We start from the raw sequence: 23069 nt of genomic DNA, 5'->3' as shown, positions 1-23069 counted from the left end.
AATGGCGGCATGAAGAACGGACCTCTCGCCGTCGTGGGCGCCTCCGCGCTCTGGGGCACCGCGGGCACCGCGGGGCTGCTGGTCTCGGCCGATTCCGTCGCCCTGGCCGCGGCCCGGCTGGTCATCGGCGGCGCCGCGCTCGGCCTGCTCGCGCGGGCCGGCGTCCGGCGGGCGTTCCGGCCGGTGCTGGTGCCGGCGGCCCTGGCGGTGGCGGCGTACCAGCTGTGCTTCTTCGCGGCGGTCGGCCGCACGGGCGTGGCCGTCGGCACGGTGGTCGCGATCGGCAGCGGGCCCGTGTTCACGGGCCTGCTGTCCTGGGTGCTGCACGGCCGGCGGCCGAGCGGGCGGTGGGCGCTGGCGACCACGGCGGCGGTCTGCGGGTGCGCGGCGCTGATCGGCGGCGGCGGCGCGCAGGCGGGCGGGCAGATGGTGTCGGGGGTGCTGTTCGCGCTGCTCGGCGGCCTGCTCTACGCCTTCTACGCGGTCTCCGCGGCCAGGGCCATCGAGAAGGGGGCCGAGTCGGACGCCGTGATGGGCGTGCTGTTCGGCGGCGCCGCCCTGGTCATGCTGCCGGTGCTGCTGGTCAACGGCGTCGGCTGGCTGGGGGAGCCGCGCGGGCTGCTCGCCGTGCTCTACCTGGGCCTCGGCACCACCGCGCTGTCCTACATCCTGTACGGGCGCGGCCTGCGCACCACGCCGGTCGCCACGGCCTCGACGCTGGCGCTGGCCGAGCCGGCCGTCGCCGCGCTGCTGGGCCTGCTGGTGCTGGGCGAGCGGCTGGCCCCGCTGTCGATCGCCGGGCTGGTGATGCTGGTGCTCGGGCTGGTGGCGGTGGCCGTGCCGGAACGCGGCAGAGCCCGGGGCCAGGGCCGGGGCGGGGAGCGGGGCAGCGAGCAGGGCAGGGAAACGGCACTAGCATCACAGCCGTGATGTTGCCCCTCAAACCCGTCTCCACGGTCGGCGCGCTCGCCGACGCCCTGCGCACCCGCGTGCTCTCCGGCGAGATCGCGCCGGGCACGCCGCTGCCCGAGCAGGAGATCGCCGCGTCGTACGGCGTGGCCAGGCCGACCGTGCGCGAGGCGCTGGCCGGCCTGGTGCACGAGGGACTGCTCAGACGGGAGCGCAACCGCAGCGCTTATGTCCCCGAGGTGACGATCTCGGACCTCCAGGACCTCATGTACGTGCGCCGCCCCCTGGAGGACCTGATGGCCCAGGCCGTGGCCGGCCGCCGGGTGCCCGACGCCGAGGCCGCGCTGCTCAGGTGGGCGGAGCTGCCGGCCGACGCGCCCTGGTCGGCGACCGTCGCCGAGCACATGGCCCTGCACGAGGCGCTGATCGAGGCGGCCGGCAGCCGGCGGCTCGAACGTCTCTACGCCACGCTCGCCGCCGAGACCAGGCTCGGCATGGTGCGCCTGCGCCAGGTCTACCGCGACCGGGACGTCCTGATCCGCGAGCACCGCGAGCTGCTCGACGCCATCGCGGCCGGCCCGGTGGAGGCGGCGCGGGCGGCCGTCGCGGCGCATCTCAGCCACAACTGGGGCAGTCCCGAGCTTCCTTGAACGGGTGGCTCATGTGCGTCATTGAGCGCGAACCCTTGCGGGACGGCCCCGGAACTCGCAAGAATCGCGGCCATGCACGGCAACCCGATGCCGGACTCCTACGTATATGTCACCGAAGAGGGCGTCACCCGCCACTACGCCGACGGCAGCGTCGAAGCCCTCGCGTGGGAGGACGTGGTGGAGGTCCGTGTCGCCACCGAATCCGGGGAAGACGTCCACTACATCCTGCTCGATCGGGACGGCGAAGGCTGCGTGGTGCCGCGTTCCGCGACCGATGCCACCTTTGTCGCCCGGCTACGCTACTTGCCCGATTTCGATCTCGACCGGCTGAACCTGGCCGCCGATTCCGTGCGTGACGGAGTTGTGGTCGTGTGGCGCAGCCCTGATCCGCCGTCCGCATTGCCGGACCTGGAGTACGACTAGCGGCTCCGCCTCCCGGTCACCTGGCGAAATGTCGCCATAAACCTCACATTTTCTCGCTCTGATGCTGCACTTTTGGATCGTTCCGTCAACCCCCGAAACCCCTAGATCGACGTCCGATTGTGGACATTTCCCGTTATTCCCCAGGTTGGAATCGATCTTTACTCTTTAGTGGGGGCCGCCGCCCTTGATAACGCATGGGTCATTGTCAACCTATGCGGCACAAGGAACGTCCTGTTATCGCGGTGAAAGCAGTTATCACAGGGTGGTGCTATGAGGGTGGGGACTGGGGAGTCCACTGCTGTGCTCCTCGAGGCCGCGCCACGCCTTGAGTCCAACATCTGGACCCGGGCGTATCTGCGGCTCCTGTTAGGCGGGGACACGGCGTGCGCGCTGTTCGCGTGCGCGTGCGTGCTGGGCGTACGCCTGGCCTCCGGCGTGTACGTGCCGATCGCCGAGTACGTGCTCGGGCTCGGCCTGCTCGTCGTCTGGCCGGTCGCGCTCATGATGGCGGGCGCGTACCGTCAGCGCGCCAACGGCGAGGGCACCGAGGAGTTCAAGGCCGTCTTCACCGGCGGCATCGGGCTGATGGCCACCACGGCCATCCTGGCCTACGCCACGCAGACGGCCATCGCGCGCAGCTTCGTCATGGCGATGCTGCCGCTGGTGCTGCTGGCCACGCTCTACTTCCGCTACCGCATGCGCAAGCGGCTGCACCGCAGGCGGGCGATCGGCGAGTACATGCGGCAGGTGATCGCGGTCGGGCACCGGGAGTCGATCCTCGACCTCGTCGTGCAGTTCCGCCGCCAGCCGCACCACGGCATGCAGGTGGTGGGCGCCTGCCTGCCGCACGACACGCTCGACGTCGACCTCGACGGCATCCCCGTGATGGGCTCCTTCGGCGACGTCGCCGAGGTCGTGGCCCATTCGCGGGCCGACGCGGTGGCCGTCCTGGCCTGTCCCGAGCTGGACGGCGCGGCGCTGCGCCGGCTGGCCTGGAGCTTGGAGACCGCGCGCACCGACCTGTTCGTCGCGCCCGCGCTCATGGACGTCGCCGGCCCGCGCATCAGCATCAGGCCGGTGGCCGGGATGCCGCTGCTGCACGTCGAGCACCCGGAGTTCGACGGCACCCGGCAGCTCGTGAAGGCGGCCTTCGACCGGCTGGTGGCCGGCGCGGCCCTGCTCGTGCTCGCGCTGCCGCTGCTGACGCTCGCCCTGGTGATCAGGCTCACCAGCCGGGGGCCCGCGCTGTTCCACCAGACCAGGGTGGGCAGGGGCGGCCGGGAGTTCCGGGTGGTGAAGTTCCGCACGATGGTGGTGGACGCCGAACGGCTCAAGCACCAGCTTCTCGCGGCGAACGAGTTCGACGGCGTGCTGTTCAAGATAAGGAACGATCCAAGGATCACCCGCGTCGGCGCGTTCCTGCGCCGCTACTCGCTGGACGAGCTGCCGCAGCTGCTCAACGTCATCCGTGGTGAGATGTCCCTCGTCGGCCCCCGGCCGCCGCTGCCGGAGGAGGTCGCCAGGTACGGCGCCGACGTGCGCCGCCGTCTGGTGGTCAAGCCGGGCATGACCGGCCTCTGGCAGGTCAGCGGGCGCTCCGATCTGACGTGGGAGGAATCCGTCCGGCTCGACCTGCGCTACGTGGAGAACTGGTCACTCCTGCTCGACCTGCAGATCCTGTGGAAGACCTGGTCCGTCGTCACCCGTGGAGAAGGGGCTTACTAGCAGTGAAGGCACTCGTGCTCGCCGGAGGGTCGGGCACACGGCTCCGGCCCATCACGCACACCTCGGCCAAGCAGCTGGTCCCCGTCGCCAACAAGCCGGTCCTGTTCTACGGGCTGGAGGCCATCGCGGCGGCCGGGATCCGGGAGCTCGGCCTGGTGGTCGGGGACACGCAGGCGGAGATCGAGACGGCCGTGGGGGACGGCTCGGCGTTCGGGCTGCAGGTCACCTACCTCCGCCAGGAGGCGCCGCTCGGGCTGGCCCACGGCGTGCTGATCGCCCGCGAGTTCCTCGGCGACGACGACTTCGTCATGTACCTGGGCGACAACTTCGTCGTCGGCGGCATCAACGACCTGGTGGACCGGTTCGCCAGGGAGCGGCCCGCCGCGCAGATCATGCTGACCAGGGTCGGCGATCCCGGCCAGTTCGGGGTCGCCGAGCTGGACGCGAAGGGCCGGGTGGTCGGTCTGGAGGAGAAGCCGGCCCGGCCCAAGAGCGACCTGGCGCTGGTCGGCGTGTACCTGTTCAGCCCGGCGATCCACGCCGCCGTCGCCGAGCTCAAGCCGTCGTGGCGGGGGGAGCTGGAGATCACCGACGCCATCCAGTGGCTGATCGAGGCCGGGCTGCGCGTGGAGTCGTCGGTGATCTCGGGATACTGGAAGGACACCGGCAACGTCACCGACATGCTGGAGGTCAACCGGCTGGTCCTGGAGTCGGTCGAGCCCGGCGTGCGCGGGCGGGTCGACGAGGCCAGCGAGCTGATCGGCCGGGTCGTGGTCGAGCCGGACGCGGTGGTCGAGCGCTCCCGCGTGGTCGGCCCGGCGATCATCGGCCGGGGAGCGCGCGTCCAGGACAGCTACGTCGGGCCGTTCACCTCGGTCGGCGCGTCGTGCGTGGTCACCGGCAGCGAGATCGAATACTCGATCCTGCTGCCCCGGGCGTCCATCGACGGCGTCGGCCGGATCGAGGCGTCACTGATCGGCCACGACGTCGAGGTCACCCGAGCGCCCAACACGCCCAGAGCCCACCGTCTCGTGCTGGGCGATCACAGCAAGGTACAGATCACTACATGACAAGAATTCTGGTGACCGGCGGCGCGGGATTCATCGGCTCCCACTTCGTCCGGGGGCTGCACGACGCGTACGTCACGGTCCTCGACAAGCTCACCTACGCGGGGAACCGGGCCAACCTCGAAGGGGTGCGGCACGAGTTCGTCCACGGCGACATCTGCGACGCCGAGCTGCTGCGCGAGGTCGTCCCCGGGCACGACCTGGTGGTGAACTTCGCCGCCGAGTCCCACGTCGACCGGTCGATCGAGGGCGCCGCCGCCGAGTTCATGCGGACCAACGTGCTCGGCACCCAGACGCTGCTGCAGGCGTGCCTGGAGGCGGGCACGCCCAAGGTCGTCCAGGTCTCGACGGACGAGGTCTACGGGTCGATCGACATCGGCTCCTGGGACGAGTCCGCGCCGGTGCGCCCGCGTTCGCCGTACGCGGCCAGCAAGGCGGGCGGCGACCTGATCGCCCGCTCGTACGCGATCACCTACGGCCTGAACGTGTCGATCACCCGCTGCGGCAACAACTACGGCCCCCGGCAGTACCCGGAGAAGCTGATCCCGCTGTTCGTCACGAACCTGCTGCGCGGCCGCCCGGTCCCGCTGTACGGCGACGGCGGGAACGTGCGCGACTGGATCCACGCCGAGGACCACTGCGCCGGCATCCGCCTGGTCGCCGAGAAGGGCGAACCCGGCGAGATCTACCACATCGCCGGCACCGCCGAGCTGACGAACAAGGAGCTGACCGCCCGCCTGCTCGAAGCCTGCGGCCGCGACTGGGACTCGGTGCGCCACGTCGAGGACCGCAAGGGCCACGACCGCCGGTACTCCCTGGACGACAGCAAGCTGCGCAAGCTCGGCTACCGCCCGGAGATCCCGTTCGACCAGGGGTTGAAGGACACCATCCGCTGGTATGCCGAGCACCGCGACTGGTGGCCCGCGTGACCGGGCGCCTGCCATGAGGTGGCTCGTCACGGGCGGCGGCGGGATGCTGGCCGCCGACGTCCTGGAACGGGCCGCGCTGACCGGCGAGCCGGTGCTCGCGCTCGCCCGGTCCGAGCTCGACCTGTGCGACCGGCGCGCGGTGCGCGACTTCGTCGCCGCCTACCGGCCGGGCGTGGTGGTCAACTGCGCCGCCTGGACCGCCGTGGACGACGCCGAGACCCACGAGGACGAGGCACTGGAGATCAACGGGCACGCGGTGGGCTGGCTGGCCGAGAGCTGCGCGCGGGCCGGGGCGCGGCTCGTGCACGTCTCCACCGACTACGTCTTCGACGGCACCGCGCCGGGCCCGTACCCGGAGGACGCGCCGACCGCGCCGGTGAACGCGTACGGCAGGACCAAGCTCGCCGGCGAGCGGGCGGCGCTGGAGCACGGGCACCACGTGGTGCGCAGCGCCTGGCTGTACGGCGCGGCCGGCCCCAACTTCGTCCGGACCATGATCAGGCTGGCGGCCGAGCGCGACACCGTGGACGTGGTCGACGACCAGCACGGCCAGCCGACGTGGACCGCCGACCTGGCCGACTATCTGGTACGGCTGGCGCGCTCCGAGCTGCCGCCGGGCGTCTACCACGGCACCAGCTCCGGGGAGACGACATGGTGCGGCCTGGCCAAGGAGATCTTCACGCTGCTCGGCCTGGACCCGGACCGGGTGCGCCCGGTGAGCTCGGCGGGCTTCCCCCGGCCGGCCCGGCGGCCGGCCAACAGCGTGCTCGCGCACACGAAGGGAGAGCCGATCCGGCACTGGCGCCAGGCGCTGCGCGCGGCCTGGCCGGTGCTGACCCGCGGGCGCCGGTGCGGCGTCGCGTAGGCGGCGCGGTGCTGTGGATCATGGTGGCGGGCCTCGCGGGCTGGGCGGGGCTGCGGCTGCTCGGGTGGGAGCCGAAGTTCCTGTGGTCGCAGCTCGTGTCGTTCACGCCGTACGCGGCGGCGTTGTCGGTGGTGCCGCTGGCGTTCGCGCTCTACCTGCGCGCCGGGGCGCTGATCGCCGCCGCGCTCGCCGTGACCTGCGCGTTCGCGGTGGCCGTTGTGCCGCGCGCGGTGCCCGAGGGCAACCCGCCGGCCGCCGGGCCGGTGCTGCGGGTGCTGGCGGTCAACCTGCTGCACTCCTCCGTGCTGCCGCCGGTGCTGGTGGAGACGGTCGAGCGCGAGCGGCCCGACGTGCTGCACCTGCTGGAGTTCACCGGCCTGATGCGGGAGCGGGTGGAGGAGCTGGGGCTGACGCGGCTGCTGCCGTACCGGATCGTGCTGCCGGGGGAGGACTCGTCGGGGGCGGCGATCTACTCGCGGTACCCGTTGCGGGCCGCGGACTCGCCGATCGCGGCGCCGCCCTTCGAGGAGAGCCCGCGCCACCTGCCCGCCGTCGTCACGCTGCCGGGCGGGCGGGAGGCCGAGATCGTCGCCGTGCACGCGTGCGCGCCCTCGGAGGGCTGGCGCACGGCCTGCTGGGCGTCGAGCATCCGGGCGCTGCCGCCCGCCGGCGGCCGCCTGCGGATCCTGGCCGGGGACTTCAACTCCACGCTCGACCACGCGGTGCTGCGCGACCTGATCGCCACCGGCTACCGGGACGCCGCCGACGTCACCGGAAAGGGGCTCTCCATGACCTGGCCCTACTACGAGCAGCCGCGGCTGTTCCCGAAGGTGGCCATCGACCACGTGCTGGCCGACCGGCGGATCGCGGTCCGGAGCTTCCAGACCCTGCGGGTGCCGCGGACCGACCACCGGGCCACGCTCACCGAGCTGGTCCTTCCTTGATGTGACGTTTCCGGAGCTGAGACCGATATCTCATGGACACCCAGGGGGACGGATGACGAGGTTGCCGGAGCGGAAGACGGTGTTCGGCACCGTGCTGGACGCCCTCACTATGAACCAGGTGATCGCCCGCTGCGTGGCGGCCGTCGCGGAGGGCGGCAGGCTGACCATCGGCGTGGTGAACGCCGCCAAGGTCGTCAACATGCGCGCGGACGCCGCCCTGCGCCAGTCGGTGCTGGACAGCGACCTCGTGCTGGCCGACGGGCAGGCGGTGGTCTGGGCGGCGCGGGCGCTCGGTCACCGGATCCCCGAGCGGGTGGCGGGCATCGACCTGTTCACCGAGCTGATGGCCGAGGGCGACCGGCGCGGCTACCGGGCGTACTTCCTGGGCGCGACCGGTGAGGTGCTGGCCGGGGTGCTGGACGAGGTGCGCGCCCGGTACCCGGGGCTGGCCGTCGCCGGCTCCCGCGACGGCTACTTCGCGCCGGAGGAGTCGGCCGAGGTCGCCGCCGAGATCGCCGCCTCGCGGGCCGACCTGCTGTTCCTGGGCATCACCTCGCCGAAGAAGGAGATCTTCATCCGCGAGTGGGGCGAGCGCACCGGGGCGCGGATCATCCACGGCGTGGGCGGCTCGTTCGACGTGCTGGCCGGGCGTACCCGCAGGGCGCCGGTGCGCTGGCAGCGATTAGGGCTGGAGTGGCTCTACCGCATGCTCCAGGAGCCGCTGCGGCTCGGGCCGCGCTACGTGCGCACCAACGGCAGTTTCCTGCTCCTGGTGGTCAGGGAGTGGGCCGGTGTCAGACGCAGGATCGAGGAGACGACGTGACGGATCACCGGATCGCTCTGCTGAGCTCCGGCCACCAGGACTTCGTGCGGGGCATGCTGGACCTGTCGGTACGCGGCCTGCCCCCCGGCTACGCCGACGGCGGCTTCGTCTTCACCCGCCGGGGCCGGCGACAGCCCGACGGCACGTGGACGGCCGTGCCCGAGGGGCGCAGCATCCGCTACTCCGCGATCGTCGCGCTCGGCGTGGCCACCCTGGAGGAGGCCCGGCAGCGGGCGGCGCTGGCCGGCGACGACGTCCTCGACCTGGTGGGGAACCTGGTCAAGCGGCTTCCAGAGGTGAGCGGCGCCGGCGACGCGGCGCTGATCTGCTGGGCGGCGGCCGAGGCCGGGCACGCCGACCTCGACCTGGCCCTGAGCCGCCTGGCCGAGCTGGACGCGGGTGGGCAGATCCACACCGTCGAGGCGGCGTGGGTGCTGGCCGCCCTGGTCGCGGCCGGGGTGCGCGACGGCCGGGCCGAACGCGCCCGCGAGCGGCTGCTCGGCGGGCTGGCCGGCAACCGGCTCTACCCGCACGCGCTCGGCCGGGGCGCGCTGGTGCCGCGCTACCGCGCCCACGTGGGCTGCTTCGCCGACCAGGTCTACCCGCTGCAGGCGCTGGCCCGGCTGCACGCCGCCACCGGGGACGCCGAGGCGCTGCGGGCCGCCGAGCAGGTGGCCGCGGGCATCTGCCGGGCGCAGGGGCCGGAGGGGGAGTGGTGGTGGCACTACGACGCCCGTACCGGCTCGGTGGTGGAGGGGTATCCGGTGTACAGCGTGCACCAGCTCTCCATGGGGCCGATGGCGCTGCTGGACCTGGCCGACGCGGGCGGCACGGCGTACGTGGCGGAGATCTCCAAGGGGCTCGACTGGATGATCGAGCGGCCCTCGTTCGTGCTCGACGACCTGGCGCTGACCTGGCGGAAGGAGGCCAGGGCCGATCCGCGCAAGCTGGTGCGCGGGCTGCGGGCGATGGCGACGGGGGTGCACAAGGAGATGCGGCTCGGCGTCCTGGACCGGGTCTACCCGCCGGTCGCCGTGGACCGGGAGTGCCGGCCGTACGAGCTGGGGTGGTTGCTGTACGCGTGGCTGGCCAGATGCGGACAAAGCGCGTGACTTAGCCCTGGATCGGTGCGATAGATCGATCCAGGGCTCGGGGGATTTTTCCGTTTCAAGGGGGTTCCCGTGTTACGGCGGCTTCGCCATGCGCTTTTTTCCGTCCTGCTGATCACGACCGGGCTGGCGATCGTCGCGCCGCCGCCCGCGCAGGCACTGCCGGGCAGCTTCCAAAGACAGGTGGTCTTCAGCGGCCTGACCAATCCGACCAACATCGAGTTCGCCTCGGACGGCCGGGTGTTCGTCGCCGAGAAGAGCGGCCTGATCAAGGTCTTCGACTCACTCACCGACACCACGCCGACGATCTACGCCGACCTGCGCACGCAGGTGCACAACTTCTGGGACCGCGGGCTCCTCGGCCTGGCCCTGCACCCGGACTTCCCGGCCGACCCGCGCATCTACGTGCTGTACTCCTACGACGCGGTGCCCGGCGGCAGCGCGCCGCGCTGGGGCGCCGCGGGCGTGAGCGCTGACCCGTGCCCGACCCCGCCCGGCGCGACCGGTGACGGCTGCCTGATCACCGGGCGGTTGTCCGTGCTGGCGCCCTCGGGCGGCTCGGTCGCCGAGACGCCGCTGATCACCGGCTGGTGCCAGCAGCACCCCAGCCACTCCGTCGGCGACCTGGCGTTCGGCCCCGACGGCATGCTCTACGCCAGCGGCGGCGACGGCGCCAGCTTCAACTTCGCCGACTACGGCCAGGACAACGTGACCAGCTCCGACGTCACGCCGGACAACCCCTGCGGCGACCCGCCCTCGCCCGTGGGCACCGCGCTCAGCCCGCCGGCCGCCGAGGGCGGCGCGCTGCGCTCGCAGGACCTGCGCACCGGCGGCGACCCGGCGGGCCTGAACGGCAGCATCATCAGGGTCGATCCGGACACCGGCGCGGCCGCCCCCGGCAACCCGAACGCGGGCAGCAGCGACCCCAACGCGGCCAGGATCATCGCCTACGGCCAGCGCAACCCGTTCCGCATCACCGTACGGCCCGGCACGAACGAGATCTGGGCGGGCGAGGTCGGCTGGAACACCTACGAGGAGATCAACCGGATCGCCTCGCCCACCGGCCCGGTCAGCAACTTCGGCTGGCCCTGCTACGAGGGCCCGGCCCGGCAGGGCGGCTACGACAACCTGAACCTGACGCTCTGCGAGAACCTGTACGCGGCGGGCCCGTCGGCCGTGACGCAGCCGTACTTCGCCTGGAACCACGCCTCCAAGCCCGCGCCGAACGACCCGTGCCCGTCAGGCGGATCGTCCTCCAGCGGCGTCGCGTTCTACGAGGGCGGCTCCTACCCGCACGCCTACGACGGCGCGCTGTTCTTCTCCGACTTCAGCAGGTCGTGCGTCTGGGTCATGACCAAGGGCGCGAACGGCCTGCCCGACCCGGCCACGGTGACCACGTTCGACTCCGGGATGCCCGCCGTGGAGGTGCAGACCGGCCCCGGCGGCGACCTGTTCGCGGTCGACTACACCAACGGGCAGATCGTCCGCTACATCTACGCCAACCACCCGCCGTCGGCCGTCATCAGGGCGAGCGCCACCGCCGGCGTCGAACCCCTCACGGTGAACTTCACCGCCGCCGACTCCAGCGACGCCGACGGCGACCCGCTGACCTTCCAGTGGGACCTGGACGGCGACGGCGAGCTCGACGACTCCACCGCGACCGCGCCGTCCTTCACCTACAGCCAGCGCGGCTCCTACGTCGTGCGGCTGCGGGCGAGCGACGGCCATGGTGGGCAGGGGGACGCCACCGTCACGATCAACGTGGGCAACACCTCGCCGCAGGCGACGATCAACACGCCGTCCACCGGGCTCACCTGGGCGGTCGGCGACACGATCGCCTACTCGGGCTCCGCCACCGACGCCCAGGAGGGGACCATCCCCGGCTCGCGGATGGTGTGGAAGCTGAGCCTGATGCACTGCCCGCTCACCTGCCACGAGCACGAGATCACCTCGACCACCGGCACCAGCGGCACGTTCGTCGCGCCCGACCACGAATACCCCTCCTACCTGAAGCTCTCCCTGACCGCGACGGACGCGCAGGGCCTCACCGACATCAAGAGCGTGGTGCTGCAGCCGAAGACGGTGAACGTCGGCTTCGAGACCTCGCCTTCCGGCCTGCAGATCGGCTTCAACAGCGAGCAGTCCGTGACCCCCTTCACCAGGACGGTGATCGTGGGCTCCCACAACTCGATCTCCGCGCCGTCGCCGCAGAGCGCGGACGGCTTCACCCACACCTTCGCCTCCTGGTCCGACGGCGGCGCGGTCAGCCACGACATCACCGCCCCGGCCACCGGCGTGACCTACACGGCCACTTTCGAGCGGGCCCAGGGGCCCGACGGGCTCGTGGCCGCGTACGGGATGAACGAGGGCGCGGGCACGGCGGTCGCCGACTCCTCCGGCAAGGGCAACGCCGGGACGGCGGCGAGCACCACGTGGAGCACGAGCGGCAGGTTCGGCAAGGCGTTGTCGTTCGACGGCACGTCGAGCTGGGTGACCGTGGCCGACTCGGCCTCGCTGCACCTGACCGGCGGGATGACGCTGGAGGCGTGGGTGCGCCCGACCAGCGTGACGGGCTGGCGGACGGTGCTGATGAAGGAGTTCGGCGCCGACCTGGACTGGGCGCTCATGGCCAGCGGCGGCAGCGGCCCGGCGGCGTTCGTCCACACCTTCGCGGGCACGAACGCGCAGGCGCCGGGCAACCTGCCGCTGAACACGTGGAGCCACGTGGCGGCGACCTACGAGGGCAGCCGGCTGCGGCTGTACGTGAACGGCAGCGAGGTGGGCGGCACCTCGATGTACGGCAACCTGCGCACCGGGACGGGCCCGCTGCGGATCGGCGGCAACAGCGGCTCCGGCGAGCACTTCAGCGGCCTGATCGACGAGGTGCGCGTCTACGACCGGGCGCTCACCCCGGCGCAGATCACCACCGACATGAACACCCCCGTCGGCCCCCAGGGACCGCCCGACACCACGCCGCCGACCGCGCCCGGCCCGCTGACCGCGACCGGCGGCCCGGGCAGCGCGCAGCTCGTCTGGACGCCCGCGACCGACAACGTCGGGGTGACCGGGTACACCGTCCACCGCTCCTCGACCGCGGGGTTCACCCCGTCGGGGGCCAACCAGGTGGGCTCGACCGGCGGGCCGGCGTTCGTCGACTCGGGGGTCGCGCCGGGCACGTACTACTACCGGGTGGTGGCCTTCGACGCCGCCAGCAACACCGGGCCGCCGTCCAACGAGGTGTCGGCGGTCGTGACCCAGCCGCCCGCCGTCAGCGGCCTGGTGGCCGCGTACGGCATGAACGCGAGCAGCGGCACGGCCGTCGCCGACTCCTCCGGCGCCGGCAACAACGGCACCGCCACCGCGGCGACCTGGGTGGCCGGCAAGTACGGCCAGGCGTTGTCGTTCAACGGCACGTCGAGCTGGGTGACCGTGGCCGACTCCGCCTCGCTGCACCTGACCGACGCCATGACGCTGGAGGCGTGGGTGCGCCCGTCCAGCATGGACGGCTGGCGGACGGTGCTGATGAAGGAGTTCGGCGCGGACCTCGCCTGGGCGATCATGAGCAGCGGCAGCAGCGGCAGCCCGTCGGCCTTCATCCACACCTCCTCGGGGGTGAACGCGCAGGCGCCGAACTACCTGACGTTGAACGCCTGGAGCCACGTGGCCGCCACCTACGACGGCTCCACGCTGCGGTTCTACGTCAACGGCGTGGAGGTGGCCACCAACCCCACGGGCGGCGACCTGCGCATCGGTACGAGCCCGCTGCGGATCGGCGGGAACAGCGGTTCGGGTGACTACTTCAGCGGCCTGATCGACGAGGTGCGGATCTACAACAAGGTGCTCACCCGGGCCCAGATCGGCACCGACATGAACACGCCGGTCAGCTAGCTCCGGCTGCTCTCGTCGCGCAGCCAGGTGGTGTAGTCGCCCGCGCGGATCGCGCGGGCGGCCCGCCGCCTGGCCAGCACGGCCATCGCGGCGAAGACCACCGCCGCGCCCGCCAGGCGCGGCTCCTTCGCCACGATGGCCGCCAGGTCGCGCGGGCCGGTGCGCTCGCCCGCGCCGGCCGAGGTCCGCTCCAGCTCGGTGACGCTGGTCATGGCGCGGACCCGGCGGCGCAGCAGGTCGGCGACCGTGCGCGGCGGATGGATCACCACGCGGGCGGTGCCGACGATCACGCGTTCGCCGGGCGTGAACGCCAGCGAGGCGGTCAGGTCGTCGGCCATCACCGGCGGCAGCGCGCGCAGCCGCTCGTTGCCCGCGCCGTTCACCGCGATCACGCCCCGGGCGAACAGCCCGGCGCGGACGTGCGGCAGCCGCGTCCAGATCGCGTAGTAGGCGCGCACCGGCCACGGGCGGTCGGCCAGCGTCAGGTCCCGCTCCGGCGCGGCGGCGAGCGGCCCGTCCGGCGCGGCCAGCACGGCCGCCAGCGCGCGCGCCGAGGCCGTGCTGAGCTCGATGTCGGCGTCCACGTACAGGCGGGGGTAGCCGCGGGCGGCCGCGTCGCCCAGGCGCAGCGCCGCGCTCTTGGACGGGACGGGCGTGGTCAGCACCCGGACGTCGTACGGCCGGGCCACCTCCGCCGTGCCGTCGGTGCAGCCGTTGGCCACGACCACCACGTCGAACTCGCCGGGCGCAGCGTCGCCGAGCAGGCCGTCCAGCAGCCGGCCGAGCACCTTGGCCTCGTTGTGGGCCGGGATCACGACGCTCACCACGACGGGAGGATCCCCGCGTCGCGGGCCTGCTTGAGCGTGGGGGCGGCGGCGTCCTTCGCCGACAGGACCGGCTCCACGTCGACCGGCCACTCGATGGCGAGGTCGGGGTCGAGGGGGTGGATGCCGTGCTCGTGGGCCGGGTCGTACGGGGAGGAGCAGAGGTAGACGACCGTGGCCGACTCGCTGAGGGCCATGAAGCCATGACCCAACCCCTCGGTCAGGAAGATGCCCTGGCGCGAGACGTCGTCCAGCCGCACCGCCTCCCACCGCCCGTACGTCGGCGAGCCCACGCGGACGTCCACCACGACGTCCAGGGCCTCGCCCGCCACGCACATGACGTATTTGGCCTGGCCGGGCGGCACGTCGGCGAAGTGGATGCCGCGCAGCACGCCGCGGCCGGAGACCGAGCAGTTGACCTGGGCCAGCTCGATCGAGCGCCCTGTCGCCTCCCGCAGGTCGGCGGCGCGGAAGCTTTCCAGGAAAACGCCCCGGGGATCGCTGAGGATGCGGGGGGTGTAGAGCAATGCTCCATCGATGCTCAGGCGTTTCATGAAGACACTTGTAACACTCATTGCCGCTCACCCGAAGTATGGCTGTGGGTTTCCAAAGGGGGAAATCTTGTCATTTCTGGGTGGGGCCCTTTGTTGATGACATCGTGCCGGTTGTGCGGCTCGACGGACCTGGTCGGCGTGGTGGATCTCGGGGCGACACCGCCCTGTGAGCTCTTCCTCACGGCGGAACAACTCGATCAGCCCGAGCTCACCTATCCCCTTCATCTGCGGGTTTGCACGGGCTGCTGGCTGGCCCAGATCCCGCCGTTGATCACACCGGAAGAGACATTCACCGAATACGCCTACTTCGCGTCATTTTCTGCCTCCTGGGTGGAGCACGCGCGGCGGTTCGTCGACACGGCCGTGGAACGGTTGAAGCCGTCGTTCGTGGTCGAGGTGGCCAGCAACGACGGCTACCTGCTGCAGCACGTGGTCGGACGCGGCATCCGGTGCCTCGGCATCGAGCCGTCGGCCAACGTGGGGCAGGCGGCCAAGGACAAGGGCGTGCCGACGCTCACCGCGTTCCTGACTCCGGAGACGGGCGCGTCGGTGCGGGACGGGAACGGTCCGGCCGACCTGGTGGTGGCCAACAACGTCTACGCGCACATCCCCGACGTCATCGGCTTCACCAAGGGGCTGCGCGCCCTGGTGGCCGACGACGGATGGGTCTCGATCGAGGTCCAGCACCTGCTCACGCTCGTGGAGCTGAACCAGTACGACACGATCTACCACGAGCACTTCCAGTACTACACGGTGGCCTCCGCGCAGCGGGCGCTGGCGAGCGGCGGCCTGACCCTGGTCGACGTCGAGCTGCTGCCCACCCACGGCGGGTCGATCCGGCTGTGGGCGCGGCCTTCGGGCAGCCCGTCCGGCCGGGTGCTCGACGTGCTCGCCAGGGAGAAGGCCGCCGGGCTGCACGACCTCTCCGGTTACGCGGGGTTCGCGGAGCGGGTCGCCCGCGTCCGCCGCGACCTGCTCCGATTCCTGATCACCGCCGCCGAGGAGGGCAAGACGGTCGCCGGGTACGGCGCGCCGGGCAAGGGCAACACGCTGCTCAACCACTGTGGCGTCCGGCCGGATCTGCTGGCCTACACCGTGGATCGCAATCCGTACAAACACGGCAGGTTCACGCCGGGCACCAGGATCCCGATCGCTCCGCCGGAGCGCATCGCCCAGGACCGTCCGGACTATGTGCTGGTCCTGCCGTGGAACCTGCGCGAAGAGCTCACCGCTCAGCTCTCCTATGTGCACGAATGGGGAGGCCGGCTGGTCTTCCCGATCCCACACCTGGAGGTCGTGTGAAGGTTGTCTTGTTCTGCGGAGGATTCGGCACCCGGATGCGGACCGGTGTGCCGGGCGAGGTGCCCAAACCGATGGCGCTCGTCGGTCCGCGACCACTGCTCTGGCACGTGATGCGCTACTACGCCCACTTCGGACACAAGGAGTTCATCCTGTGCCTGGGGTACGGCGCCCACCACATCAAGGACTTCTTCCTCGGCTACCAGGAGGCCACCTCCAACGACTTCGTGCTGCGCGGCGGCAAGGTCGAGCTGCTGTCGAGCGACATCTCCGACTGGTCCATCTCGTTCGTGCAGACCGGGACGGACTCCCCGATCGGGGAGCGGTTACGCCGGGTCCGCAGCCATCTGGGCGACGACGAGGTGTTCCTCGCCAATTACGCCGACGTGCTCACCGACGCGCCGCTGCCCGAGATCATCGACCGGTTCACCGAGTCCGGCGCGGCCGCCTCGATGATGGTGGTGCCGCCGTCCCAGACCTTCCACTGCGTGGACGTCGGCGAGAACGGGCTGGTCGGCGGCATCTCGCCGGTCAGTGAGATGCCGGTGTGGGTCAACGGCGGCTACTTCGTGCTGACCCAGGAGATCTTCGAGCACATCCCGGAGAACGGCGACCTGGTCGCCGACGGCTGCGCCGAGCTGGCCAAGCGCGGACGCCTGCTGGCCTACCCCCATCGCGGCTACTGGCGGCCCACCGACACCGTCAACCAGCGCATGGAGCTGGACGAGGCGTACTCGCGCGGCGTGCGTCCGTGGGCTCTGTGGGAACGGTCCCGGTGATCGGACTGCGTCCCGGGGGCGTGACCTCCGTCGTGGCGCTCGCCGCGCACTGCGACGACCTGGCGATCGGAGCCGGCGGCAGCCTGCTGACGATCTGCGCCGCCCGTCCCGGCGTGCGCGTGGACGCGCTGGTGCTGTCCGGCGGCGGGACCGAGCGGGAGGACGAGGAGCGCGCCGCGCTGGCCGACTTCTGTCCCGGCGCGGACCTGCGGGTGAGCGTGCTCAAGCTGCCCGACGGCTACCTGCCGGCCCGCTGGGAGGAGGCCAAGGCCGCGGTCGAGGAGCTGCGCGCCCGCACCGAGCCCGGCCTGATCCTGGCGCCCTGGCGCGGCGACGCCCACCAGGACCACCGGGGGCTGGCCGAGCTGGTGCCCACCGCCTTCCGCGACCACCTGACGCTCGGCTACGAGATCGTCAAGTGGGACGGCGACCTGGCCGCCCCCGCGGTCTACCAGCCGCTCACGCCGGAGGTGGCCGAGCGCAAGGCGGACCTGCTCCAGCGCCACTACGCCTCGCAGCGGCACCGCCCCTGGTACGACCGCGAGGCGTTCCTGGGGCTGGCCCGCATCCGGGGCATCGAATGCCACACGCGGTACGCCGAGGCGTTCCACGTGTCCAAGCTGACCGTCGATCTGGAGAACTGATGCGGGTACTTCTCACCGGCCACCAGGGCTACCTGGGCAGCGTGATGGCCCCCGTCCTGGCCGAGGCCGGGCACCAGGTCGTCGGCCTGGACTCCGGCCTGTTCGCCGACTGCGTGCTCGGGCCCGAGCCCGAGCCGGTCCAGGCGCACGCCGTGGACCTGCGCGACGCCGGCCCCGAGCACGTCGCCGGGTTCGACGCGGTGATCCACCTGGCCGCCCTGTCCAACGACCCGCTCGGCGCGCTCGCGCCCGACCTGACCTACGACATCAACCACCACGCCTCCGTACGGCTGGCCAGGCTGGCCAAGGACGCGGGCGTGCGCCGCTTCCTGTACGCCTCCACCTGCTCGGTCTACGGCGCCTCCGGCGGCGCGGACCTGCTGGACGAGGAGGCCCCGCTGCGCCCGGTCACGCCGTACGCCGAGTCGAAGGTGCGGGTCGAGGACGACCTGACCGCGCTGGCCGACGACGACTTCACCCCGGTGTTCCTGCGCAACGCCACCGCCTTCGGGTTCTCGCCGAGGCTGCGCGCCGACATCGTGCTGAACAACCTGGTGGGCCACGCGCACCTGACCGGCGAGGTCCGGGTGTTGTCCGACGGCACCCCGTGGCGTCCGCTGGTGCACGCCAGGGACATCGCCGACGCGTTCGCCGCCGCCCTGACCGCGCCGCGCGAGGCCGTGCACGCGACGGCCTTCAACGTGGGCACCGAGGCCAACAACGTGACCGTGGCCGAGATCGCGGCCGAGGTGGTCGCGGCCGTCCCCGGCTCGACGCTGACGATCACCGGCGAGACGGGCGCCGACCCGCGCTCCTACCGCGTCGACTTCTCCCGGATCAGGTCCGCCCTGGGCTACGAGGCCCGCTGGACGGTCAAGGCGGGCGCCGTCGAGCTCATCGACGCCTACCGCGAGCACGGCCTGACCCGGCACGACTTCGACCGCCGCTTCACCAGGCTGGCCCGGCTCGCCGACCGGCGCGAGGCCGGCACCGTCGACGCCACCCTGCGGCCATGACCGGCCCGGAGATGCACGACCTGGTACGGCGGCTCTACCCGCTGTGCCGCAGCATCACCGGCGACGGCCTGCGCCGCACCCTGGAGATCATCGGCGGCTCGATCCCGCTGGAGATCACCGAGGTGCCGACGGGCACGCAGGTGCTCGACTGGACGATCCCCCGCGAGTGGAGCATCCGCGACGCCTACGTCAAGGACGCCGCCGGGAACCGGGTCGTCGACTTCCGGCGGAGCAACCTGCACGTCGTCGGCTACAGCGCGCCGGTCGAGGCCACCATGTCGCTGGCCGAGCTGCGCGGACGCCTGCACACGCTGCCCGGCCAGCCGGACCTGGTGCCGTACCGGACCAGCTACTACGCCGAGACCTGGGGCTTCTGCCTGAGCCAGAACACCCTGGACGGGCTGGCGGAAGGCCCGTACGAGGTCAGGATCGACTCCACGCTCGCCGACGGCCACCTGACCTACGGCGAGCACGTGATCCGGGGCCGCAGCTCGCAGGAGGTGCTGATCTCCTGCCACGTGTGCCATCCCTCGCTGGCCAACGACAACCTGGCCGGGGTGGCGGTGGCGGTGTCGCTGGCCCAGCGGCTCCTCGACCCCTGGTACACCTACCGGTTCGTGTTCGCGCCCGGCACCATCGGCGCGATCACCTGGCTGGCGCTCAACCGCGAGCGCGCGGACCGGATCAGGCACGGCCTCACCCTGGCCTGCGCCGGGGACGCCGGGACGATCACCTACAAGCGCAGCAGGCGCGGCGACGCCGAGATCGACCAGGTCTTCGCGCACGTGCTCAAGGACCGGCCGCACACCCTCCTGGACTTCTCGCCCTACGGCTACGACGAGCGGCAGTACTGCTCGCCGGGGTTCGACCTGTCCGTGGGCTCGCTGACCAGGACGCCCTACGGGGGTTACCCGGAGTACCACACCTCGGCCGACGATCCGGACTTCGTGCGGCCCGAGGCCATGGAGGACACCCTGGAGACGCTGTGGAGCGCCGTGCGGGTCCTGGAGGGCAATCGCCGCTACCAGAACCTCAGCCCGTACGGCGAGCCCCAGCTCGGAGCGCGCGGCCTGTACGGCTCGCTGGGCGGCCGCAGTGACACGAAACAGGCCCAGATGGCGATGTTGTGGGTGCTCAACCTTTCCGACGGGCGGCACAGCCTGCTCGACATCGCGGAACGGTCGAACCTGCCGTTCCAGGCATTGGCGGACGCGGCGAACGCCCTGCAGAACGCGGGCCTGCTGAAGGAGTGGGTGGATTGAGCCTGGCGCTGAAAGTCGGCGACGTGGTCGAGGTTCTCAGTGCTGAAGAGATCCTGGCGACCCTCGATGAGCGCGGAGAGCTGGACAGCCTCCCGTTCATGCCGGAGATGCTGCGGTTCTGCGGGCAACGGCTGACCGTCCACAAGGTGGCCAACAAGCTCTGCGACACGATGACCAGGACCGGGATGCGGAAGATGGAGGACGCCGTCCACCTGACCGGCTCCCGCTGCGACGGCACGGCCCACGGCGGCTGCCAGACGGCCTGCCTGCTCTACTGGAAGACGTCCTGGCTGCGGAAGGTCGACGGGCCGCCCACGGCCGAGGAGCGGGTCCGTCCCGAGCGGCCGCTGCTGCCGCTGCTGGAGGTCAACACCCGCAAGGAGCCCGCGCCGGACGGCGAGGAACGGTTCCGCTGCCAGGCGACCGAGCTGCTGCGGGCCGCCCCCGAGCTGCTGCCGTTCCGCGACCTGGGCCAGTACGTCACGGACGTCCGGGTGGGCAACGCCGGGATCGCCTCGACCGTCCGGACGTTGTTCTTCGGCCTGTTCAACCGCTACCAGCGGCTGTCCAGGAGGTTCCCCCGGGCGCTGCGCTTCAGGGGCGGCCTGGACTGGGGGTTCGTGCAGCCCGGCCCGCACACCGGCCCGGCCCCCACCGGGACGACCGACCTCCAGCCGGGCGAGCTGGTCCGCGTCAAGTCCAAGGACGAGATCGTCGCCACGCTCACCACCAAGGGGTTCAATCGGGGGCTGGGCTTCGAGGAGGACATGGCCCGGTCGTGCGGCAAGGTCGCCCGGGTCACCGCGCGGGTCGAGCGCTGCATCGACGAGAAGACCGGAAAGCTGCTTGAGATGAAAAATCCGTGCATCGCCTTGGACGGAATCATCTGCGACGGTGTGTACAAGTCCAACTGCCCCCGCGCGTTCATCCCGTTCTGGCGGGAGATCTGGCTGGAGCGGGTCAACGAGCAAAAGTAGGGCACAGCATGGTGGATCAGGCGAGCCCGGACATCAGTGACATTGGGCGCAAGGCGGGTCGAGGGGCGGTGTGGAGCCTGCTCGGCACGCTCGTCACCCGTGCGGGCTCGTTCATCCTCGGGCTGATCCTGGCCCGGCTCCTCGCACCCGCGGACTTCGGCACGTACGCCGTCGCGCTCGCGGCCACCCAGTTCGTCATGGTGGTCAAGGACGTCGGCGTCATGTCGGCCGTCGTGCAGTGGCGCGGCCGGCTGGAGGACATCGCGCCCACGGCCACGACGCTCACGATGATCTCCGCGCTCGGCCTGTACGGGATCTTCTGGGTCGGTGCGCCGTACTTCTCGGCGCTGGCCGGCAGCGCGGAGGCCACCACCGTGGTGCGCATCCTCACCGCGGTCATCCTGGTCGAGGCGGTCACGGCGGTGCGCAGCGCGGCCCTGCTGCGCTGGTTCCGCACCGGCAAGAACGCCAAGGCGGTGCTCGCCGGCTTCCTGGTCAACGCGCCGGTGGCCATCGTGCTCGCGGTCAACGGCGCCGGGGCCTACAGCTTCGCCTGGGGGCAGCTCGCCGGGGCCGTGGTCACCGGCGTCTTCATGCTGATCTACGCCCGGCTGCCCTACCGGCTGGGGTTCGACCGGAACGTCGCGGGCCGGCTGCTGAGGTTCGGGATCCCCTCGGCCGCCGGGATCGCCCTGGAGGTCCTGCTGCTCAACGTGGGCTACATCATCGTCGGCAACATCATGGGCGATGCGTGGCTCGGGTTCTACCTGATGGCGTTCAACGTGTCGAGCTGGGTGCCCGGCATCATCGGCAGCGCCATCCGCATGGTGTCGATCGCCGGCTTCTCCCGGCTGGCCGAGCGGGACGAGGAGTCGTTGTCGATCGGCGTCCAGCGCAGCGTGCCGCTGCTCATCGCCATGGTGCTGCCGCTGGCGGTGTTCATGGCGGTGCTGGCGCACTCGCTGATCATCTTCATCTACGGCCCGCAGTGGGAGCAGTCCGCCGGGGTGCTGCGCTTCCTGGCGGTCCTGATGGTGGTGCGCATGCTCACCGCCTTCGCGCTCGACATCCTGAACGGCCAGGGCGCCACCCGCTCGACCGTCTGGATGAACCTCGGCCACGCCGCGGCGATGATCCCGGCCGTCATCGCCGGCACGCACCTCGACGGCATCCGGGGCGCCGCGATCGGCCAGGCGGCCGCCGCCGTGCTGGTCGCGCTGCCGCTGGCGATGATCGCCGTGCAGCGGGCGGGGGTCCGGCTCGGGCCGGTGCTGCCCGGTCTCGTACGCCCGGCGGTCGGGGCGGTGGTCTGCGCCGCCGTCATGCTCGGCCTGGCGAGCCTGACCCACGGCAGCCCGTTCGTCCAGCTCGCCCTGGCCGGCGGCGGCGGACTGCTGGCGTACGTGCTGGTCGTGGTGACCCGCGACCAGTTCCACCTAGTGAGCGCCCGTCTGGTGCGGCTGCTGCCCGCCCGCGCGCGCTGACCCCGAGGAGAGACGATGCTGGTGTCCATCGGAATCCCGGTACGCAACGGCGCGGACCGGCTGGAGACGGCCGTGCGCTCCGCGCTCGCCCAGGATCACGCCGAGCTGGAGGTCGTGATCTCGGACAACGCCTCCACCGACGGCACGCAGGAGCTCTGCCGCGAGCTGGCCCGCCAGGACGACCGCATCGCCTACCATCGCCAGCCCCACGACCTGCACGTGGTGGGGAACTTCGTGGAGGTGCTGCGCCGCGCGCGCGGCGAGTTCTTCCGCTGGATGGGCGACGACGACCTGCTCGAACCCGACTACGTCTCGCGCACGCTGGAGCCGTTCCTGGCCGACGAGCGGCTCATCCTGGTCACCTCCGACGTCCGGTACACCGGCGCGGACGGGACCGTCCACGAGCCGCGCTACCGCGGCACCCGGATGCTCTCCGACGACCCGGTCGACCGCCTCGACGAGCTGTGGGACGTGGTCACGACCCAGCACCACGGCCTCGACCCCCTCTACGGGCTGATGCGGCGCGAGCGGGTGGCCGCCGTGCCCAGACCGCTGATGATCCGCGAGGACGAGGTCTACGCCACCATGCTCGCGCTGACCGCGCCCTGGGGGCACGTCCCGCGGGTGCTGGCCCATCGCAACCTGCGCGAACGCCGCCTGTCCGGGATCGCCGCGGCGCTCGGCGTGCCCGCCTGGACCGCCCATTTCGCCACCACGCTGCAGTTCCGGGCCATGCACCGGGCCCTTGGCGGCACGGAACTGTCGGCGGAGCAACGCGCCCGCGCGCGGGCCGTGCTGCTGCGCACGTACTGGCGGCGTCAGCAGCAGATGCTGACGCACCGCAGCCGCAAGATCGCCGGGTTGGCCGCCCGACTCGTCTCCTCGAAAGGGTGAAACC

The 23069-nt window shown here is 71.7% G+C and carries 21 protein-coding genes; 19 read left to right on the top strand and 2 right to left on the bottom strand.

What is annotated here, in order from left to right:
- Positions 1-9 precede the first annotated feature (9 nt).
- The 11 genes from ACIBK9_RS02190 (at position 10) to ACIBK9_RS02140 (ending at position 13332) form a co-directional block, all read left to right on the top strand.
- A complete protein-coding gene (locus tag ACIBK9_RS02190; RefSeq protein ID WP_397154517.1) occupies positions 10-930 on the top strand; it encodes a DMT family transporter in 921 nt (306 codons plus the stop codon).
- A complete protein-coding gene (locus ACIBK9_RS02185; RefSeq protein WP_358290759.1) occupies positions 930-1559 on the top strand; it encodes a GntR family transcriptional regulator in 630 nt (209 codons plus the stop codon). The genes ACIBK9_RS02190 and ACIBK9_RS02185 overlap by 1 nt, the downstream gene beginning before the upstream one ends.
- 72 nt (positions 1560-1631) lie before the next feature.
- Positions 1632-1982 carry a hypothetical protein gene (locus ACIBK9_RS02180; protein ID WP_397154515.1) on the top strand — a complete coding sequence of 117 codons (351 nt, stop codon included), beginning with the start codon at positions 1632-1634 and terminating at the stop codon, positions 1980-1982.
- 270 nt (positions 1983-2252) lie between these two features.
- Positions 2253-3707, top strand: coding sequence for a sugar transferase (locus tag ACIBK9_RS02175; RefSeq protein ID WP_397154513.1), 1455 nt, complete (start codon positions 2253-2255; stop codon positions 3705-3707).
- 2 nt (positions 3708-3709) lie between these two features.
- Complete coding sequence (locus ACIBK9_RS02170; RefSeq protein ID WP_397154511.1) at positions 3710-4777, top strand: glucose-1-phosphate thymidylyltransferase; 1068 nt, start codon at positions 3710-3712, stop codon at positions 4775-4777.
- Positions 4774-5703 (top strand): dTDP-glucose 4,6-dehydratase, encoded by a 930-nt coding sequence (rfbB, locus tag ACIBK9_RS02165; protein WP_352364744.1) that lies wholly within the window; start codon positions 4774-4776, stop codon positions 5701-5703. Before ACIBK9_RS02170 ends, rfbB begins: the two co-directional genes overlap by 4 nt.
- Positions 5704-5716: 13 nt before the next feature.
- Positions 5717-6568, top strand: a complete 852-nt coding sequence (rfbD, locus tag ACIBK9_RS02160; protein WP_397154509.1) for a dTDP-4-dehydrorhamnose reductase — start codon at positions 5717-5719, stop codon at positions 6566-6568.
- Positions 6553-7512 carry an endonuclease/exonuclease/phosphatase family protein gene (locus tag ACIBK9_RS02155; protein ID WP_397154507.1) on the top strand — a complete coding sequence of 320 codons (960 nt, stop codon included), beginning with the start codon at positions 6553-6555 and terminating at the stop codon, positions 7510-7512. The genes rfbD and ACIBK9_RS02155 overlap by 16 nt, the downstream gene beginning before the upstream one ends.
- A 52-nt stretch (positions 7513-7564) precedes the next feature.
- Positions 7565-8335, top strand: a complete 771-nt coding sequence (locus tag ACIBK9_RS02150; RefSeq protein WP_397154505.1) for a WecB/TagA/CpsF family glycosyltransferase — start codon at positions 7565-7567, stop codon at positions 8333-8335.
- Positions 8332-9447: a hypothetical protein gene (locus tag ACIBK9_RS02145; RefSeq protein WP_397154503.1), complete on the top strand. Its 1116-nt coding sequence runs from the start codon at positions 8332-8334 to the stop codon at positions 9445-9447. The genes ACIBK9_RS02150 and ACIBK9_RS02145 overlap by 4 nt, the downstream gene beginning before the upstream one ends.
- Before the next feature lie 69 nt (positions 9448-9516).
- Positions 9517-13332 (top strand): LamG-like jellyroll fold domain-containing protein, encoded by a 3816-nt coding sequence (locus ACIBK9_RS02140; RefSeq protein WP_397154501.1) that lies wholly within the window; start codon positions 9517-9519, stop codon positions 13330-13332.
- Here ACIBK9_RS02140 and ACIBK9_RS02135 read toward each other — a convergent pair.
- On the bottom strand, positions 13329-14159 hold the full coding sequence (locus tag ACIBK9_RS02135; protein WP_397154499.1) for a glycosyltransferase: 831 nt from the start codon (positions 14157-14159) through the stop codon (positions 13329-13331). The two genes, ACIBK9_RS02140 and ACIBK9_RS02135, sit on opposite strands and share 4 nt — an antisense overlap.
- On the bottom strand, positions 14153-14710 hold the full coding sequence (rfbC, locus tag ACIBK9_RS02130) for a dTDP-4-dehydrorhamnose 3,5-epimerase (protein ID WP_397154497.1): 558 nt from the start codon (positions 14708-14710) through the stop codon (positions 14153-14155). Before rfbC ends, ACIBK9_RS02135 begins: the two co-directional genes overlap by 7 nt.
- Before the next feature lie 96 nt (positions 14711-14806).
- Here rfbC and ACIBK9_RS02125 point away from each other — a divergent pair, with 96 nt between their 5' ends.
- From ACIBK9_RS02125 to ACIBK9_RS02090, 8 genes are read left to right on the top strand one after another with little or no spacing between them, the layout of a single operon-like run.
- Entirely contained in the window at positions 14807-16012 is a 1206-nt protein-coding gene (locus tag ACIBK9_RS02125; protein WP_397155887.1) for a class I SAM-dependent methyltransferase, read from the top strand.
- The gene (locus tag ACIBK9_RS02120; RefSeq protein WP_364327144.1) at positions 16009-16788 is read left to right on the top strand and encodes a sugar phosphate nucleotidyltransferase; all 780 of its coding nucleotides are present in this window, start codon (positions 16009-16011) and stop codon (positions 16786-16788) included. Before ACIBK9_RS02125 ends, ACIBK9_RS02120 begins: the two co-directional genes overlap by 4 nt.
- Positions 16785-17432, top strand: coding sequence for a PIG-L deacetylase family protein (locus ACIBK9_RS02115; RefSeq protein ID WP_352364726.1), 648 nt, complete (start codon positions 16785-16787; stop codon positions 17430-17432). The genes ACIBK9_RS02120 and ACIBK9_RS02115 overlap by 4 nt, the downstream gene beginning before the upstream one ends.
- Positions 17432-18448 (top strand): NAD-dependent epimerase/dehydratase family protein, encoded by a 1017-nt coding sequence (locus ACIBK9_RS02110; RefSeq protein WP_397154494.1) that lies wholly within the window; start codon positions 17432-17434, stop codon positions 18446-18448. The genes ACIBK9_RS02115 and ACIBK9_RS02110 overlap by 1 nt, the downstream gene beginning before the upstream one ends.
- Positions 18445-19710, top strand: a complete 1266-nt coding sequence (locus ACIBK9_RS02105) for a DUF4910 domain-containing protein (RefSeq protein WP_397154492.1) — start codon at positions 18445-18447, stop codon at positions 19708-19710. Before ACIBK9_RS02110 ends, ACIBK9_RS02105 begins: the two co-directional genes overlap by 4 nt.
- Positions 19698-20687: a hypothetical protein gene (locus tag ACIBK9_RS02100; RefSeq protein WP_397154490.1), complete on the top strand. Its 990-nt coding sequence runs from the start codon at positions 19698-19700 to the stop codon at positions 20685-20687. Before ACIBK9_RS02105 ends, ACIBK9_RS02100 begins: the two co-directional genes overlap by 13 nt.
- An 8-nt stretch (positions 20688-20695) precedes the next feature.
- Positions 20696-22171, top strand: coding sequence for an oligosaccharide flippase family protein (locus ACIBK9_RS02095; protein ID WP_397154488.1), 1476 nt, complete (start codon positions 20696-20698; stop codon positions 22169-22171).
- Positions 22172-22186: 15 nt separating this feature from the next.
- Positions 22187-23065 carry a glycosyltransferase family 2 protein gene (locus tag ACIBK9_RS02090; RefSeq protein WP_358290065.1) on the top strand — a complete coding sequence of 293 codons (879 nt, stop codon included), beginning with the start codon at positions 22187-22189 and terminating at the stop codon, positions 23063-23065.
- Positions 23066-23069: the final 4 nt, after the last annotated feature.

This window comes from Nonomuraea sp. NPDC050227 (assembly GCF_044459705.1).
Taxonomy (GTDB): Bacteria; Actinomycetota; Actinomycetes; order Streptosporangiales; family Streptosporangiaceae; genus Nonomuraea.
The sequence above is the reverse complement of the archived record's forward strand: the minus strand, read 5'-3'. Positions and strand labels throughout refer to the sequence as shown.